The following is a 14,450-nucleotide window of genomic DNA, read 5'->3' on the forward strand; positions in this document are numbered from 1 at the left end:
GCGGCGGTGTCGACCGTGCCGACATCGCCGGCCTCCCGCACCTCCTTTGGGCGGGGTACACAATCACCGCTCGGCGCGAACTACCCGAGCCGCGTGCCGAGTTCGGTGGCGGCGGCCACGACAGCGCCGCTGAGGAGGGCGAGTTTCGCGTCGGTTCGCCTCGCCGGGCCGGATACCGACAGCGCACCGCAGGCCACGCCCTGCCGGTTCCGTACCGGGGCGGCCACCGCGCAGAGGTCCCATTCGCTTTCCTCCATGTTGGTGGCGTAGCCGGCCTCCCTCACCTTCTCGAGCTCGGCCTCGAGCGCCCGGCGTGTGCTGACCGCATGCTCGGTTCCGCCCCGCAGCCGCGCGCCCGGATAGCGGCGCCGCAACTCTTCGCGGGAAAGCTCGGCGAGCAGCGTTTTCCCTGCGGCTGACGCGTGCGCCGGGCCTCGCTGCCCGGTACGCAGCCCGGCACGAATCACCTGCCGGCTCTCCACACCTTCGATGAAGACGGTCTGCGTGCCTTCCAGCACGAGCAGATGCGCGGTCTCGGAGGTGTCTTCGACGAGCTTCTCCAGCAGGAGACGTGCTTCGTCGCGCAGGGAGACGGCCCCCATCACGGCGATGCCGAGCCTGGCCAGGGCGGGCCCGGGTCCGTAGCCCTTGGTCCGGGCGTCCTGACGGAGCAGGTCACGGGCCTGCAGGGTGGTCAGCATTCGATGAGCGGTCGACCTGGCCACCTCCAACTCGGCGGACACGTCGGCGACTCGCAACGACGGCTTGTCCACCAGCATCAGCAGGATCCGCGCCGCGTTGTCGATCGATTCCACAGGGTAGGCGGCCGACACTGCCACACCCCCTCCGTCTCACTGTCGCCACTGCGACTGTTCTGGCAAATGGACTGCATTCCGCCAGCCAGAATACACCGATGCGCCACTCGCCCTGTGTTCCGCTGAGCAGAATCCTCTTCGTCCAGCAGAACATCCCTCCGTTGACGCGCCACCGGCTCGGAGCTAGCGTGCAGAACATGATCTGCTGTGCAGAACACTTTTCAGGAGGAGTGACGTGACGGCCTCAACACCGTCCGTCGCGGAACTCGGCCATGTCGGCCTGCGCTGTCACGACGTGAGCAGGCAACTCGCCTTCTACACCGACGTACTCGGGCTGACGGTCACCGACCACGACGAGCGGCTGGGCATCTGGTTCCTGTCCGCCCGGCCGGACACCGAACACCATGAACTGCTTCTGACCGATGGGCGGGACGCGCCGGTCGGCATCGGACTCATCCAGCAGGTGTCGTTCCGATGCGCACGCTTCGAGGACGTCCTCGGCTTCCATCGACGATTCCGGGAGCACGACGTCCGGCTCGACATGATCGTCTCGCACGGCAACGCCGTCGGCGTGTACTTCTACGACCCGGAGGGCAACCGGTGTGAGGTCTACTGGCGGACCGGGCTCGTGGCACGACAGCCCTTCGTCGAGCACATCGACATCGAGACCGATCCCGAGGAGCTTCTGGCCGCCATCGGGGCTTCGGTCGAGCGCCACGGCGCGACGGGTTTCACCGAGGAGAGCTATCGCGCCTGGACCCGCGAACAACGCGAGCAAACGGTGGCAGCCGATCGCGCCACAGCCCGGGAGGTGCGGCAGTGAAGTTCGTTCGCTACGCGGACGGCACGTCCTCACGCGTCGGTGTGGTGGACGGTGACCTGGTCCGGGTCGTCGACGGCCTGGCAGACCTGCTGCCTCTCATCGAGGCCGGCGACGCCGAGTTGCTCGCCGCCGGACGGACCGCGCTGCGGCGCGGCGCGACCGTGCCGCTTCCGGACATCGTTCCCCTGTCGCCGATCGCGACGCCTCCGACCGTCCGTGACTTCTACGCCTTCGAACAGCATGTCCGGGCAGGGCGCGCCTGGCGGGGCCTCGAGATGGAACCGGACTGGTATGAGCTGCCCGTCTTCTACTTCTCCAACCCCTACGCCGTCATGGGCTGCGGGCCGGTGCCGATGACGCCGGGTGCGGAGCGTTTCGACTTCGAACTGGAGGTCGCCGCGGTGGTGGGGCGCGGTGGCCGCGATCTGTCCGCTGGTGACGCCGAACAAGCCATCGCCGGTTACTGCGTACTCAACGACTGGAGCGGCCGGGACGTTCAGCAACGCGAGATGAAGCTGTCGTTGGGACCGGTGAAGGGCAAGGACACCGCGACGAGCCTCGGCCCGTACTTCGTGACCCCGGACGAGATCGCCGACCGCCGCGAGGGCAACGGCTTCCGTCTCGAAATGACCTGCACGGTCAACGGTGTTCCCTACTCCCGCGCCCTGTGGTCCGACATCCACTGGTCGTTCGGCGAGATGATCGCCTATGCCTCCCGCGGCACCGAAGTGCGGCCCGGCGATGTCATCGGCTCGGGCACCTGCGGCACCGGCTGCGTCCTGGAACTCTCCCGCACCCATGGCTCGACGACCTACCCGTGGTTGCGGCCGGGCGACGAGGTCGTCGCGTCGGTCGAAGGTCTCGGCGCGTTGCGCAATACCGTCACCGAGGCGGCGCCGGTCATTCCGTTGCGGCCCCCTGCCGCGACAGGGCAGAAGGACGGAACACGGCCGCGATTCACCGATGGAGTCGCGCGCTGATGGACGCTCCCGTACCGGCGGAGGACCCGGCCAAGCTGCGGGCCGCGTTGCTGCGTGCCATGCCGCTGTCCCGAATGCTCGATTACGGAATGGACCACGGGGACGCGGTCCACCTGGCCAGTGCTGCCGTCTCCGAACCGTGGCACGAAATCGCGACCCGCCTGGCCGAGGCGCAGTTGGCCCGCGCGGAGGCGGCCGCCGACCGCGGTGACGTCGAAACCGCGGTCGCGTGCTATCGCCGGGCAACGGCCTCCCTGGTCTTCGCACAGATGGCCTTCAACACCGACCACCCGGCCAAACGCGCGCTCTACGTCCGGCTCAACCGGGCCTACCGGGCCGCGGCCGAGCTCGACACCGAGTTGTGCGTGGAACGGCTGTCGATCCCGTTCCGGCAGAGCCACTGCACCGCCTGGCTCGTGAGTCGCTCCGGCGCTCACCCCGGCCCCGCGGTGGTCATCGTCGGCGGGCAGAGCGGTTGGGGCCCGGCCTTCCATCAGCAGGCCGAAGCCCTGGCCCGGCGGGGGCTGTCCGCTGTCCTGCTCGAGACACCGGGGCAGGGCGATACGCGCATGACCGGCGGACTCCACCTCGACGGGGGCGTCGACCGGGCCTTCAGCGCTGTCCTCGACGCCGTGCGTGCCCGTAGCGGCTACGACGGCCGGTACGGGGTGTGGGGAAACAGCTTCGGTGGGCTACTCGCCGCCCGTGCCGCGGTGCACGACAGCCGTTTCGGCGCGTGCTGCGTCAATGGGGCCGGCGCGAAGCCGGAGCCACTGCCGTTCCGGACCGCTCGCGAACAGTCGCGGGCGCTCCTGGGCGTCGACACCGACCACGAAGCCGCGGCTGTCCTGCGCACCCTGTGGATCGACCCGGCTCGCGAGCGCACGAGCGCCGCGCTGCTCGTGCTGCACGGTGGCAACGACCCGTTGGTCGGCCTCGACCAGCAGAAGGTGTTCCTCGACCTGTCGGCGCATCCGACCCTGCGGGTCTGGGACGACGGCGATCACACCATCTACAACCACTCGGCCGAGCGCACGGAGTTCGTCTGTGACTGGTTCCGTGCCCGGCTCACAGAGTCATGGAGGTAACCATGAAAGCAATCACCATCCGGGATTACGGCGACGTGGACGACCTGGAGTTCACGGAGCAGCCGACACCGGCGGTCGCACCCGGGGAGTTCCTGGTCCGGGTCAAGGCCGCCGGAGTGAACCCGGCCGACGAAAAGATCGCCATCGGGAATCTCGACGGCATCATGGTGACCCATTTTCCCCTCATCCCGGGCTTCGAGATGTCCGGCGTCGTCGAGGCTCGCGGCTTCGGTGCCACCGAGTTCGAGATCGGCGACGAAGTGATCGGCTTCGTCCTCAAGGACTGGGCGCAGAACGGTACTTACGCCGAACTGGTCTCAGCTCCTGCCCGCACTCTGGCGCGCAAGCCGGAGTCCTGGGACTGGCTCCGTTCGGCGTGTCTGCCGCTGAACGGGCTGACGGCCTATCAGGCCATCAAGCGCATCGACATCAGCGAGAGCGACACCGTCCTGATCCACGCGGCCTCCGGTGGGGTCGGCGCGCTCGCCGTGCAGATCGCCGCCACCCGGGGCGCACACGTCATCGGTACCGCCGGCGAGCGCAACCACGACTACCTGCGTGAACTCGGTGCCACACCGATCACCTACGGAGAAGGACTGGCCGAGCGGGTGCACGAGCTCGCGCCAGAGGGCGTCGACGCGGCGCTCGACTTCTACGGCGAGGACGCGGTGGCCGTCTCGCGGAAGGTCTTGAAGGATCCCGCGCGGGTCGCCTCCGTGGCCGACATCACCGCTCCCGAACAGGGTGGCCAATTGGTGTGGGCGCGCGCGAACGCCGGCGAACTGACGGAGGTGGCCGCGCTCGCCGAGTCCGGGAAGTTGTCCGTCCCCGTGCATCGTTCCTTCCCGCTGGAGCAGGCCGCCGACGCCTGGCGGATGCTCCACGCGGACAGCCGCGCCCGCGGCCGGATCGTGCTGGACATCGACGCCACCTGAGGTGCAAGCGAAAGGTTGGGACACATGAAACGTGCCGATGAACCCCGCACATCCACGACCACACCGGATGCGGTGGACGCGGATGTCCTCGTCATCGGGTACGGCCCGGTCGGTCAGACCCTGGCTGCTCTCCTGGGTGCCTCTGGGCACCGGGTGTTGGTGTGCGAACGGCGGGTCGGGCGCTATGAGACGCCCCGAGCCGGGCACTTCGATCACGAAATCATGCGCGTCTTCCAGTCCTTGGGCATTGCCGACGAGGTACGGCGCATCGCCGAACCGGCACGCGCGTATGAATTCCTCGATCCCGACGGAAGCGTGATTTCCCGTCTGCCAAGGGGATGGGCCGCCCCCTCCGGCTGGGACGCCTCGTACCACTTCTACCAGCCGGAACTCGAGGACGTCCTGGACGCGACAGTCCGCGGAGCGTCCACGGTGGACGTCCGTTTCGGTGCGGAGCTGGTCGGCCTGCGCCAGGGGGCCGCCCACGTGGAGGCGACGTTGGCGGACGGCGGCGTCGTCACCGCTCGTTACGTGGTCGGGGCGGACGGCGCCAACAGCGCGGTACGCACGCTCTGCGGCATTCCGACGGAGGATCTCGGTTTCCGGGGCGACTGGCTGGTCGTTGACGTCCGGCCCCGGCCGGGCGCCCCGGCCCTGGACATCCCCGACACCGGCCAGGTACTCGACCCCGCGCGGCCGAACCACATGGGCCGGGTGGCTCAGCGGTATTTCCGCTGGGAGTTCATGCTCGTCGAGGGCGACGATCCCGCGGAGATGGTGAAGCCGGAACGTGTCTGGGAGTTGCTCGGGCCGTGGATCGGCCCGCAGGAGGGGCAGGTGATCCGGCAGACCGTCTACCAGTTCCGGTCCATCGTGGCCGACACGTTCCGCCACCGGTCGGTTCTGCTTGCCGGGGACGCCGCTCACGTCATGCCGCCATTCCTCGGACAGGGCATGAGCTCCGGTATCCGGGACGCCTCGACCCTCGGCTGGATGCTCGACCTCGTACTGACCGGCGCCGCGGACCCGAAGCTGCTGGACCTGTACACGCTCTCGAGAAGGCCTCAAGTCATCGACTACATCGAGGAGTCGGTGCGGGTCGGGACCGTCGTCTGCGAGACCGACACCGTACGTGCGGCGCGACGTCGCGAGGACATGCGGTCGGCGACCGAGCTTCCGCCACCGTTCCAGCCACCTGTCGGCGCAGGCTTCCGGGCCGGGCATCCGCTGGCCGGCCACTTGGCTGTGCAGCCTCTTCTGCGGACGAGCGACGGAAAGACCGCGCGGTCCGACGACGTACTCGGCCGCGGGTTCACCCTGTTCAGCTTGGTCGAACCGGACGCGGCGACGGCCTCGGCCGTCTCGGACCTCGAGCGCGCGATCGGGCTGCGGTCCGTGGTGGTTGGCGCCGAGGGAGTCCAGGAAGAGGGCGAGGCGCTGCATGACTGGCTCAAGGAGGCCCGTGTCGTGGCCGTGCTGGTCCGCCCGGACTTCTACGTCTTCGGCACTGCTACCGGGCTCGCCGAGGTGGCGGGTCTGCTCGCCTCACTTCGCGTGAGCCTGTCGCTGACGTAACGGCGGGACACCGCCCGCGCGGCGGCCGACGACAGCCCCGGACCACGTGACACACGGAGGTATCTCATGCCGAAGACGAACAACGGTATCCATTACGAGGAGCGGGGAACCGGGCCGGACGCCGTCGTTCTGCTGCCCGGACTCGGCTGCTCACTCGCGTGTTGGTCCGAGGTGGCACCCCTGCTCGACGGCTACCGCCTCGTTCTCATGGACCTGCCGGGCCACGCGGGCTCCCTCCATGCGCCTGCCGACGGTTCCAGCCTCTCCCGGATCGCCGACACGGTGATCGACGCTTGTGACGAGCTCGGCCTCGAACGCTTCGCCCTCGTCGGGCTCTCCTTCGGTGGCGCGCTCAGTGTGCGGATCGCTCTCGACAGGCCCGGCCAGGTGTTCGCGGTCATGGCCCTCATGCCGTGGAACGCGGGCGGTACCGAGGTCGGCGATCCGGTCATCGAAGCGTTCCACAAGTCCTTCCGTGACGTCGAAGCCATCACGCGGGCCATTGGGGCCATCTCGCTGGAGCCGGGCAGGACGACCGATGTCGTGCGCACGATGACGACTGGCGTCACAGAGCAGTTCTGGCGCAGCTGGCTCGGGACCGGTGGTGGCGCCTACACGAGCATGTTCGAGGAGTTGCCCGGGATCGCCGTGCCGGCGTGCTACGTCATCGGCGGCAAGGACGCCATCGCTCCGCAGGACAAGTTGATCGCCGACATCCGTGCGATGCCCGGAGGCCGGCTGGTCTTCCTGTCGGACGCGGGACACCTCGCCCCGTACGAGTCTCCCGAGCTCGTCGCCCGGGAGATCCGCGAGTTCATCGGCCGCTACGCGCATCCCCGCCGGGACAGCCACGGCGACTGGCACGCCGCCGTTCGGGCGTCGACGGTCACCACCCCGCCTCCCTCAGCACCCGCGGGGTGACCTCTGGCAGGCCGCCGGTCAGCACCGTACGTCCCGGGGACTGAGGGATCCGGAGCAGGGACGGGACGGCGATGACGCGGCACTCCGCCGCCTCCGCCGCGGCGATGCCTGTCGGGCTGTCCTCCACCGCCACGCACGCCGCCGGGTTCACCCCCAGGACTCGGGCCGCCCTGAGGTACGGGTCGGGGTGGGGCTTGGTGTGCGGTGTCTCGCCCGCGGCCACCGTGGTGCGGAAGTGGTCGCGGCCCAGGGCCTTGGCCACCGTGTCCACCACGGGGCGCGGGGAGGCGGAGACCAGGGCCGCGGGGATGTCCAAGTCGGCCAGCAGTGAGAGGAGTTCGGGAGCGCCGGGCAGTGGCACCGCGTCCCGCTCCACCGCGGCCAGGAAGCTCGCTTCCAGTTCCTCGGTCAGCGACGCGACCGTACGGTCCGTGCCGCCGGCCGCGTGCAGGTACGCGGCGACGTCGACGGTCGCACGGCCGAGGACGCGCGGGAGGTCGGACTCCGGCAGCTCCCCCAGTCCGAGACCCGCCGCCGTCCGCTGCGCGGCCCGCCACCACAGTGGCTCGGTGTCCACCAGGGTGCCGTCCATGTCGAGGAGCACCGCCTGCGGGGTGGCCGCGAACGGGCGGCCGTCGAGCGTCCAGTGCCGGTCGGCCGGGCGGCCGAGCGCGGCGTAGACCTGTGCGGCCACATCGACGTGGGCGAGCGGCCGGGCGGGGGCGCGGTCGGCGATGTCGGGTCCCGCCGCGAGCAGCCAGGCGGTGCGCTCCACGGAGGAACGGCCGCCGTGGCCGCCCGCGTCGACGTGCCCGTGGTCGGTGACGACGAGGTACGTCCAGGCCTCCTCGGCGTAACCGGGGCGGGCACGCACTGCTGCCAGCAGCCGGCCCACCCGTGCGTCCGCCGCGGTCACCGCGCGCTCGTACCGGTCCCCGCAGCCCAGCAGGTGCGCGGTCTCGTCGGGCGCGCCGAGGTAGACGAACGAGACCTCGGGGTCATCCGTCTCCAGCACCGCGCGGGCCGCCTCGGTGATCTGCTCGTCGCAGGCCTCCCAGTCCTCGGCCGTCTCCGCTGCCGGGGCCGCGTAGCAGGACCGGGCGGGCGCCTGGAAGAGCGGGCCGCCGGAGCGGGACTGCAACAGCGGCTGCCAGCCGGCCGCGACGAAGGTACGGCGGCCGTCCTGTTCGGCGAGGCGGGTGGTGAAGTCCGGGAAGACGCCCAGGCGGTGGCCGGAGAAGTCGTTGCTCCACACACTGTGCTTGGCCGCCGTCACACCGGTGACGATCGTGGCCCAGCAGGGGCCCGACATGGTGGGTGTGGCCTCGTCCACCTCGATCGGGGCCAGAAAGCCGTGCTCCGCCAGCGCGTCGAGGTGCGGCGTCGGCACTCGGCGCAGCACGTCGAGGCGGACGCCGTCGATGCCGATGACCAGCACGCGGCGCCTCATGCGGACCTCGCGAGCTCGTCGGGGGCGACGGCGTGCGCGAAGGGCTCGCCTCGGGCGTAGCGCTCCAGTTCGGCGGTGGCGGCGTCGGCCATGCGGCCGAGCTCGTTGCCGAGGGAGCCCGCCATGTGGGGGGTCATCAACACGTTCGGCAGGCCGTACAGGGGCGAGTCGGCGGCCGGGACCTCCGGTTCGGTGACGTCGAGTACGGCGGAGATACGTCCGGTGAGCAGCTCGGCGGTGAGCGCGCCGGTGTCCACCAGGGAGCCGCGGGCCGTGTTGATCAGGGTGCCGCCGTCACGGAGGAGAGCCAGGCGGCGGGCGTCGAACAGGTGCCGGGTCTCGGGGAGTTGAGGGGCATGGATGGTGACGACGTGGCTGCGCCGCACCAGGTCGTCGAGGCCGGTCGCCTCGGCACCGAGGGCGGCGGCGCCTGCGGCGTCGAGGAACGGGTCGTGCACCAGCACTTCGAGGTCGAAGGGGCGCAGCAGTTCAAGCACCAGGCGGCCGGTGCGCGAGGCCCCGACGACGCCGACCGTACGGCCGTGGTTGCCGGCCCCGGCGAAGTACGGCAGCAGCGCGAAGCGGCCGCGGTGCTCCTGGTAGGTGCGGGCGCTGTCCAGCACCCGCTTGTTGGCGAAGAGGATCGCGGCCACGGTGTACTCGGCGACCGGCCGCGCGTTCGCCGCCGCGGCGCTGGAGACGGCGATGCCGCGCCGCCACACGGCGTCGGTGACATGGTGCTTGACGGAGCCGGCCGCGTGCACGACGGCCTTCAGTCGCGGCATCCGGCGCAGCAGCGCGGTGGTGAGCGGCGTACAGCCCCAGTGGGTGAACAGGACCTCGGCGGCGGCGAGTTCATCGGCGGGCGCCTGGGCGAGGTCCGGGCAGGACCGAGCGGTGTCGGCCTGTGCGGCAGCGGCCAGCCGGTCGAGGGCGCCCTCGGCGAGGAGGGCCGCGTGGATGTCGTCGCCCATGGCCAGAAGGGTGCGTGGGCGGCGCGCGGGCGCGGTGGGAATCGCGTTCAAGGAGGCGCCTTTCACAGCGGTCGTTGCGAGGCGGGAGTGGGCCGTCCCGCCGTGCGGGGAGGTCATTTCACCGCGCCCGCGGTCAGTCCGGAGCGCCAGTAGCGCTGCAGGCAGAGGAAGGCGACGATCAGCGGGAGGACGGCGACGAGGGAGCCGACGATGACGAGCGAGTAGTACTCGGGCTGCTGCTGGACGCTCTTGTTCCACATGAACAGGCCGAGGTTCACCGGGTACAGCCGCTCGCTGCTCAGCATCATCATCGCGCCGTAGAAGTTGTTCCACTGCGCGGTGAAGGTGAACAGGAAGATGGTCATGAACCCGGGGGCGAGCATCGGCAGCGCGACCCGGCCGAAGGTGCGGAACTCGCCCGCCCCGTCGACCCGCGCCGCCTCCAGCACCTCGCCGGGCACGTACCCCTCGGCGAAGACCCGCGCGAGGTAGACGCCGAAGGGGTTGGCCAGGGCGGGCAGCAGCAGCGCCCAGTACGTGTTGACGAGGTGCGCCTCGGAGGCGAGCAGATACTGCGGCAACTGCGTCACGGCGGACGGGATGAGCATCCCGACCAGCACCAGGCCGAAGAGCTTCTCCTTGCCCACCCACTGGTACTTGTCGAAGGCGTAGCCCGCGGCGACGGCGACGGCCGTCGACAGCAGAGCCCCGACGACGGTGTAGAGGATCGTGTTGCCGAACCAGCGCACGTAGATGCCGTCGTTGACGGTGAACAGCTCGTGCAGGTTGCTGAAGAGGTGGAAGTCGCCGAGCGCGAACGGGTTCGTCGCGAAGAGATCGGTGTGGTCCTTGGTCGCCGCGATCACCATCCAGGTGAGCGGCATCAGCGAGTAGAGGGCGAAGACGACCAGGAAGGCGTTGACGGCGGTACGAGAGGTCAGGCCGGTGCCGCGGCGCGGTGGACGGCCGGCGGGCGGCGCCGGTTCCGGCTCGGGCGCGGTTGCGTGGGGCGTCGAGGTGCCGGGGGCGGTGGTCGTGCTCATGCGGTCCTCCACCGGTTGCCGAGCTTGGTGACGACGTAGGAGGCGACGCCCCCGAGCACCGCGAGCAGCAGCGAGGCGGCCGCCGCGAGGCCGTAGTCGTGTCGCTGGAAGGCCGCCTTCATCACGTACATCGTCGGGGCCCAGTCGTCGCCCATGGCGTTGGCCCGCTCGTAGACGATCCGTGGGGCGTCGAAGAGCTGGATGGCTCCGATGCAGGTGAACAGGCCGACCAGGACGAGCGTCGAGCGGATCATCGGCACCTTGATCTGCAGTGCGGTGCGCAGCCCGCCGGCGCCGTCGACCGTGGCGGCCTCCAGGGTCTCGCGCGGGATGGCCTGCAGACCGGCGTAGAAGATGATCACGTTGTAACCGATCCACTGCCAGGCGGAGATGTTGACGACGGAGACGACGGCGGTGTCGGCGTCGAAGAAGTTCCAGCTCGCACCGAGGGCGTCCAGCGCGTCGGTGACCGGGCTGAGACCCGGGGTGTACAGGTACAGCCAGGTGACCGAGGCGATCAGCGCGGGGACGGCGTGCGGCAGGAAGAAGGCGATCTGGAAGAAGCGCCGGGCCCTGGCCGCCGCCGAGTCGATGAGCAGCGCGAGCGCCAACGAGACGGCGATCATCACCGGGATGTACAGGGCGCAGTAGACCGCCACGTTGCCGAGGGAGCGGAGGAAGGCGGCGTCGCCGAGCGCCTCGGTGAAGTTGCCGAACCCGGCGAAGACCCGCTCGGTGCCGCCGAAGCCGAGTCCCGACTGCTCCTCGCGGTACAGGCTCTGGTACGCCGCGTACCCGATGGGGGCGACGGTGACGGCGGCGAAGAAGACGAAGAAGGGGAGGACGAAGGCGGCGATCGCCCGGCGTTCACCGGGCCGGGCGCGACGACTGCCGGAGCGCGCCGCACGCGCCGCCCGGGGCGCGGACGAGGGGTGTTGCCACGGGTACTCCTTGGGGTGACGCCGGGGGGGGCGGACGGGGGGGCGGACGGGGCGTGGGGGGCGCGATACGACCGGCGGGGCCGAGGGGACCGGCAGGGCCGGAGGGGGCCGACAGCGCCGACGCGACCGACGGCGGCCGCGTCAACAGCGCCGCTACTTGGCCAAGTTGAGACCGCGCTCCTTGATGCCCTTCTCCGCCGCCCGCTGCCCCGCGGCCTGGCCCTGATCGAAGCCGGCGGCGGTCTTCTGCATCGCGGCCAGCACCTGCCCCTGCACCGGGCTCCACGTCCACCCGGGCACGATCGAGTCGGCGGCCGTGCTCGCGATCGCGTACGGGTCGGTGTCCTTGCCCCAGTACGACGCGTCGTAGGTCTCGGCGGCGACCTTGCGCATCTCGTCGTTCGCGGGCAGGGCGCTGCTCGGCGCCTTCGCGGATTCGAAGCGCGCCTTGATCCCGGCCTCGGTGGTGGTCACCCACTCGATGAACTGCGCGGCGGCCTCGGTCTTCCCGCTGCCCTTGGGCACCACGTACGAGGTGCCGCCGTACATGGCACTGGCCGGTTCGCCGTCCCAGCTGGGCAGCGGGGCGATGCCCCACTTGCCCTTGGCGTCGCCGTAGGTGGTCTTCATGCCCCCGGCGCTCCAGGCGGCACCGATGAAGGCGGCGGTCTTGCCGCTCGCCCGCTCCTTGGTCTCCTCCGGCGCCCACAGCGGGGTCTTGGAGACCAGGTCGTCCTTGACCAGGCCGGTCCAGTAGTCCGCGACCTTCATGGAGGCGGTGTCCCGCATCCGGACCTTCCAGGAATTGCCGCTGGTGGTGAACCACTTGGCGCCGGCCTGCCAGGCGAGGCCCGCCATGATGGCGGGGTCTCCGCCACCGAAGTTGGTTATCCGGACCTTCGGGTCCTTCTTCTTGACCGTCTCGGCGGCCTTCTTGAAGTCGGCCCAGGTCCTTGGCACTTCGACGCCGTACTTCTTGAACAGGTCCTTGCGGTAGTACAGCTCCAGCGGAGTGACGTCGAAGGGCACCGCCCAGGTCTTGCCGCCGAGGGTGACCAACGAGCGCATGTTCGCCGGGAACTTCCCCTTCACCAGCGGGCCCGCGGCATCGCTCAGGTCGGTCAGGTTGCCCTGGCTGGCGAATTCCGGGAGGGCCGAGTAGTCCATCGTGGCGACGTCGGGGCCGTTCTGCGCCTTGACGGCGTTGGAGAGCTTGGTGACACCGTCGGGACCCGCCGGTATCTCCGCGAACTTCACCTTGACGTTCTTGTGCGTCTTGTTGAACGCCTGCGCGGTCTCCTTCGCGCCGTCGGTCGACGACCAGTACGTGACCGTGACGGGGCCGCCTGACGCGGCGTCACCGCCCCCGTCGTCGCCGCCGCAGGCCGTGGCGGTCACGGCCACCGAGGCAAGACCGGCGATCAAAGTGATGCGGGAGGTGAGAGAGGTGGGCTTCATTGCACGTCGCTCCTACGCAGGACGGACCGGGTGAGCCGGAAGGCTCGGCCGATGTCGCGGCCCATGATTTGCGTCAGAACGAACAACAGTCAAGAGCGAATGAGCAATTCATTCATAGTGATCACTTCGATCAGAAAGGTGCGCCGTCCGCCGACGCGGCTCCGCCCGCGGTCACTTCGCACCGGTGCCGGACGAGTCCCGCACCCGCAGCCGAGGCATCAGCGCCAGATGCCGTCGCGGACTGTCGTCCCGCGTGCCACCGCCCGTGCCACCGCCCGCGCCACCGCCCGCGCCATCGACCGGTTCCGCCAGCCTGGCAAGGAGCAGTTCCGCCGCCGCCCGCCCAACGGCCCGGCGCGGCGGCGCCACCGCGGTGAGCGGCACGTCGGACAGTCCCGCCAGCTCGTCCTCGTACGCCACGAGCGCCATGTCCTCCGGGATCCGCAGACCCGCGGCACGCAGCCGCTGGACGATCCCGATGGCGTCCTGATCGTTGTGCACGAGTGCCGCCGTGACCCCGTCCAGCGCCAGCAGCCGCTTCGCGGCAGCGTCGAGGCCTGCGGGCGAGACCGCCGGGTGCATCTCGATCGGGTCGATCACCGGCAGCCCGCGGGCGGCCACCGCGGCTTCGTATCCCTCGCGCACCAGCGGGACGGTCGGGCTGTCGCGCCGCACCAGTAGCGCGACGGACCCGTGCCCGAGGTCGGCAAGGTGGTGGACGGCGGCCGCGGAGCCGAGCACATGGTCGGAGCGCACCACATCCAGGTGTGCGAGGCGGCCGCCGACCGGGATGCGCCGCTCCAGCAGCACCGCGGGCACCGGCAACTCCAGCAGCTGCCGCTCCTGTTCCGCGCTCGGCAGCCCCAACTCCCAGGCCGGTTGCAGCAACAGCCCCTGGACCCCGCCGTCGAGCAGCTGACCCACCTGGACCGCGTCCTCCGCGGGCACCCAGTTCGAGATCCCGACGACCAGTCGGCCGCCGCACGCCGTCACGGCCTCCTGGGCGCCGCGCACCAGCTCGGCGAAGTAGTACTCCATGCTCGGTACGACGATGCCGAGGGCCGGCTCGCCCCCAACGGCCGGGGCAGAGGCCGCACTTGGAGTCACGGCAGGACCCGAGGGCGCCGCCGCGGACTCCGTCTGCGGCCAGGACACCGTCCCGTGCGCCCGCTCGACGCGGCCCTGCGCGGCGAGCGCCTCGACGTCGCGGCGCACCGTCACGGCCGAGACGCCCAGCTCTTCGGCGAGCTCGGCGACCTTGACGCTGCCGCGCGCCCGGACGACATCGAGCACGCGGTCATGGCGCTGGTTCACGTGCAGTCGCACGACGGCCTACCTCCCTGGTCACACCCGCAATACGTGCGATTAACCGTACCGTACCGATCGTTTCTTTCGATACGAATGTCTTGAGCATTCCGTGCGGAGCGTGCTAGGAAGCTGGCACACG

13 protein-coding genes are annotated in these 14,450 nt (G+C 70.3%); 6 read left to right on the forward strand and 7 right to left on the reverse strand.

Annotated features, from left to right (window positions below):
- Positions 1-80: 80 nt before the first annotated feature.
- Positions 81-839 carry an IclR family transcriptional regulator gene (locus ACIRHA_RS31705; RefSeq protein ID WP_403853013.1) on the reverse strand — a complete coding sequence of 253 codons (759 nt, stop codon included), beginning with the start codon at positions 837-839 and terminating at the stop codon, positions 81-83.
- 211 nt (positions 840-1,050) lie between these two features.
- On the opposite strand from ACIRHA_RS31705, the gene ACIRHA_RS31710 reads away from it, so the two are divergent.
- From ACIRHA_RS31710 to ACIRHA_RS31735, 6 genes are all read left to right on the forward strand, one after another.
- A complete protein-coding gene (locus ACIRHA_RS31710) occupies positions 1,051-1,638 on the forward strand; it encodes a VOC family protein (protein WP_403853014.1) in 588 nt (195 codons plus the stop codon).
- Positions 1,635-2,618: a fumarylacetoacetate hydrolase family protein gene (locus ACIRHA_RS31715; protein ID WP_403853016.1), complete on the forward strand. Its 984-nt coding sequence runs from the start codon at positions 1,635-1,637 to the stop codon at positions 2,616-2,618. Before ACIRHA_RS31710 ends, ACIRHA_RS31715 begins: the two co-directional genes overlap by 4 nt.
- Entirely contained in the window at positions 2,618-3,706 is a 1,089-nt protein-coding gene (locus ACIRHA_RS31720; RefSeq protein WP_403853018.1) for an alpha/beta hydrolase family protein, read from the forward strand. Before ACIRHA_RS31715 ends, ACIRHA_RS31720 begins: the two co-directional genes overlap by 1 nt.
- 2 nt (positions 3,707-3,708) lie before the next feature.
- A complete protein-coding gene (locus tag ACIRHA_RS31725) occupies positions 3,709-4,641 on the forward strand; it encodes an NADP-dependent oxidoreductase (RefSeq protein ID WP_403853020.1) in 933 nt (310 codons plus the stop codon).
- 24 nt (positions 4,642-4,665) lie between these two features.
- Positions 4,666-6,216 (forward strand): bifunctional 3-(3-hydroxy-phenyl)propionate/3-hydroxycinnamic acid hydroxylase, encoded by a 1,551-nt coding sequence (locus tag ACIRHA_RS31730; protein ID WP_403853022.1) that lies wholly within the window; start codon positions 4,666-4,668, stop codon positions 6,214-6,216.
- A gap of 66 nt (positions 6,217-6,282) precedes the next feature.
- Positions 6,283-7,137 (forward strand): alpha/beta fold hydrolase, encoded by an 855-nt coding sequence (locus ACIRHA_RS31735; RefSeq protein WP_403853024.1) that lies wholly within the window; start codon positions 6,283-6,285, stop codon positions 7,135-7,137.
- Here ACIRHA_RS31735 and ACIRHA_RS31740 read toward each other — a convergent pair.
- The 6 genes from ACIRHA_RS31740 to ACIRHA_RS31765 form a co-directional block, all read right to left on the reverse strand.
- Positions 7,103-8,587 (reverse strand): HAD-IA family hydrolase, encoded by a 1,485-nt coding sequence (locus ACIRHA_RS31740; RefSeq protein ID WP_403853026.1) that lies wholly within the window; start codon positions 8,585-8,587, stop codon positions 7,103-7,105. The genes ACIRHA_RS31735 and ACIRHA_RS31740 overlap by 35 nt on opposite strands.
- A complete protein-coding gene (locus tag ACIRHA_RS31745) occupies positions 8,584-9,561 on the reverse strand; it encodes a hydroxyacid dehydrogenase (protein ID WP_403853028.1) in 978 nt (325 codons plus the stop codon). Before ACIRHA_RS31745 ends, ACIRHA_RS31740 begins: the two co-directional genes overlap by 4 nt.
- A 113-nt stretch (positions 9,562-9,674) precedes the next feature.
- Positions 9,675-10,604, reverse strand: coding sequence for a carbohydrate ABC transporter permease (locus ACIRHA_RS31750; protein WP_403853030.1), 930 nt, complete (start codon positions 10,602-10,604; stop codon positions 9,675-9,677).
- Positions 10,601-11,461 carry a carbohydrate ABC transporter permease gene (locus ACIRHA_RS31755; RefSeq protein ID WP_403853471.1) on the reverse strand — a complete coding sequence of 287 codons (861 nt, stop codon included), beginning with the start codon at positions 11,459-11,461 and terminating at the stop codon, positions 10,601-10,603. The genes ACIRHA_RS31750 and ACIRHA_RS31755 overlap by 4 nt, the downstream gene beginning before the upstream one ends.
- A gap of 237 nt (positions 11,462-11,698) precedes the next feature.
- Positions 11,699-13,003, reverse strand: coding sequence for an ABC transporter substrate-binding protein (locus ACIRHA_RS31760; RefSeq protein ID WP_403853032.1), 1,305 nt, complete (start codon positions 13,001-13,003; stop codon positions 11,699-11,701).
- A 171-nt stretch (positions 13,004-13,174) separates the two neighbouring features.
- Positions 13,175-14,329 carry a substrate-binding domain-containing protein gene (locus tag ACIRHA_RS31765; protein WP_403853034.1) on the reverse strand — a complete coding sequence of 385 codons (1,155 nt, stop codon included), beginning with the start codon at positions 14,327-14,329 and terminating at the stop codon, positions 13,175-13,177.
- Between the last annotated feature and the right edge of the window lie 121 nt (positions 14,330-14,450).

The sequence above is a fragment of the Streptomyces sp. NPDC102360 genome (assembly GCF_044766085.1).
GTDB lineage: Bacteria > Actinomycetota > Actinomycetes > Streptomycetales > Streptomycetaceae > Streptomyces.

Bases quoted from the DNA above. Each gene is read 5' to 3' on its own strand.
- ACIRHA_RS31720 (WP_403853018.1), top strand. From the start codon at position 2,618: ATGGACGCTCCCGTACCGGCGGAGGACCCGGCCAAGCTGCGGGCCGCG.
- ACIRHA_RS31725 (WP_403853020.1), top strand. From the start codon at position 3,709: ATGAAAGCAATCACCATCCGGGATTACGGCGACGTGGACGACCTGGAG.
- ACIRHA_RS31730 (WP_403853022.1), top strand. From the start codon at position 4,666: ATGAAACGTGCCGATGAACCCCGCACATCCACGACCACACCGGATGCG.
- ACIRHA_RS31735 (WP_403853024.1), top strand. From the start codon at position 6,283: ATGCCGAAGACGAACAACGGTATCCATTACGAGGAGCGGGGAACCGGG.
- ACIRHA_RS31740 (WP_403853026.1), bottom strand. From the start codon at position 8,587: ATGAGGCGCCGCGTGCTGGTCATCGGCATCGACGGCGTCCGCCTCGAC.
- ACIRHA_RS31745 (WP_403853028.1), bottom strand. From the start codon at position 9,561: ATGGGCGACGACATCCACGCGGCCCTCCTCGCCGAGGGCGCCCTCGAC.
- ACIRHA_RS31750 (WP_403853030.1), bottom strand. From the start codon at position 10,604: ATGAGCACGACCACCGCCCCCGGCACCTCGACGCCCCACGCAACCGCG.
- ACIRHA_RS31760 (WP_403853032.1), bottom strand. From the start codon at position 13,003: ATGAAGCCCACCTCTCTCACCTCCCGCATCACTTTGATCGCCGGTCTT.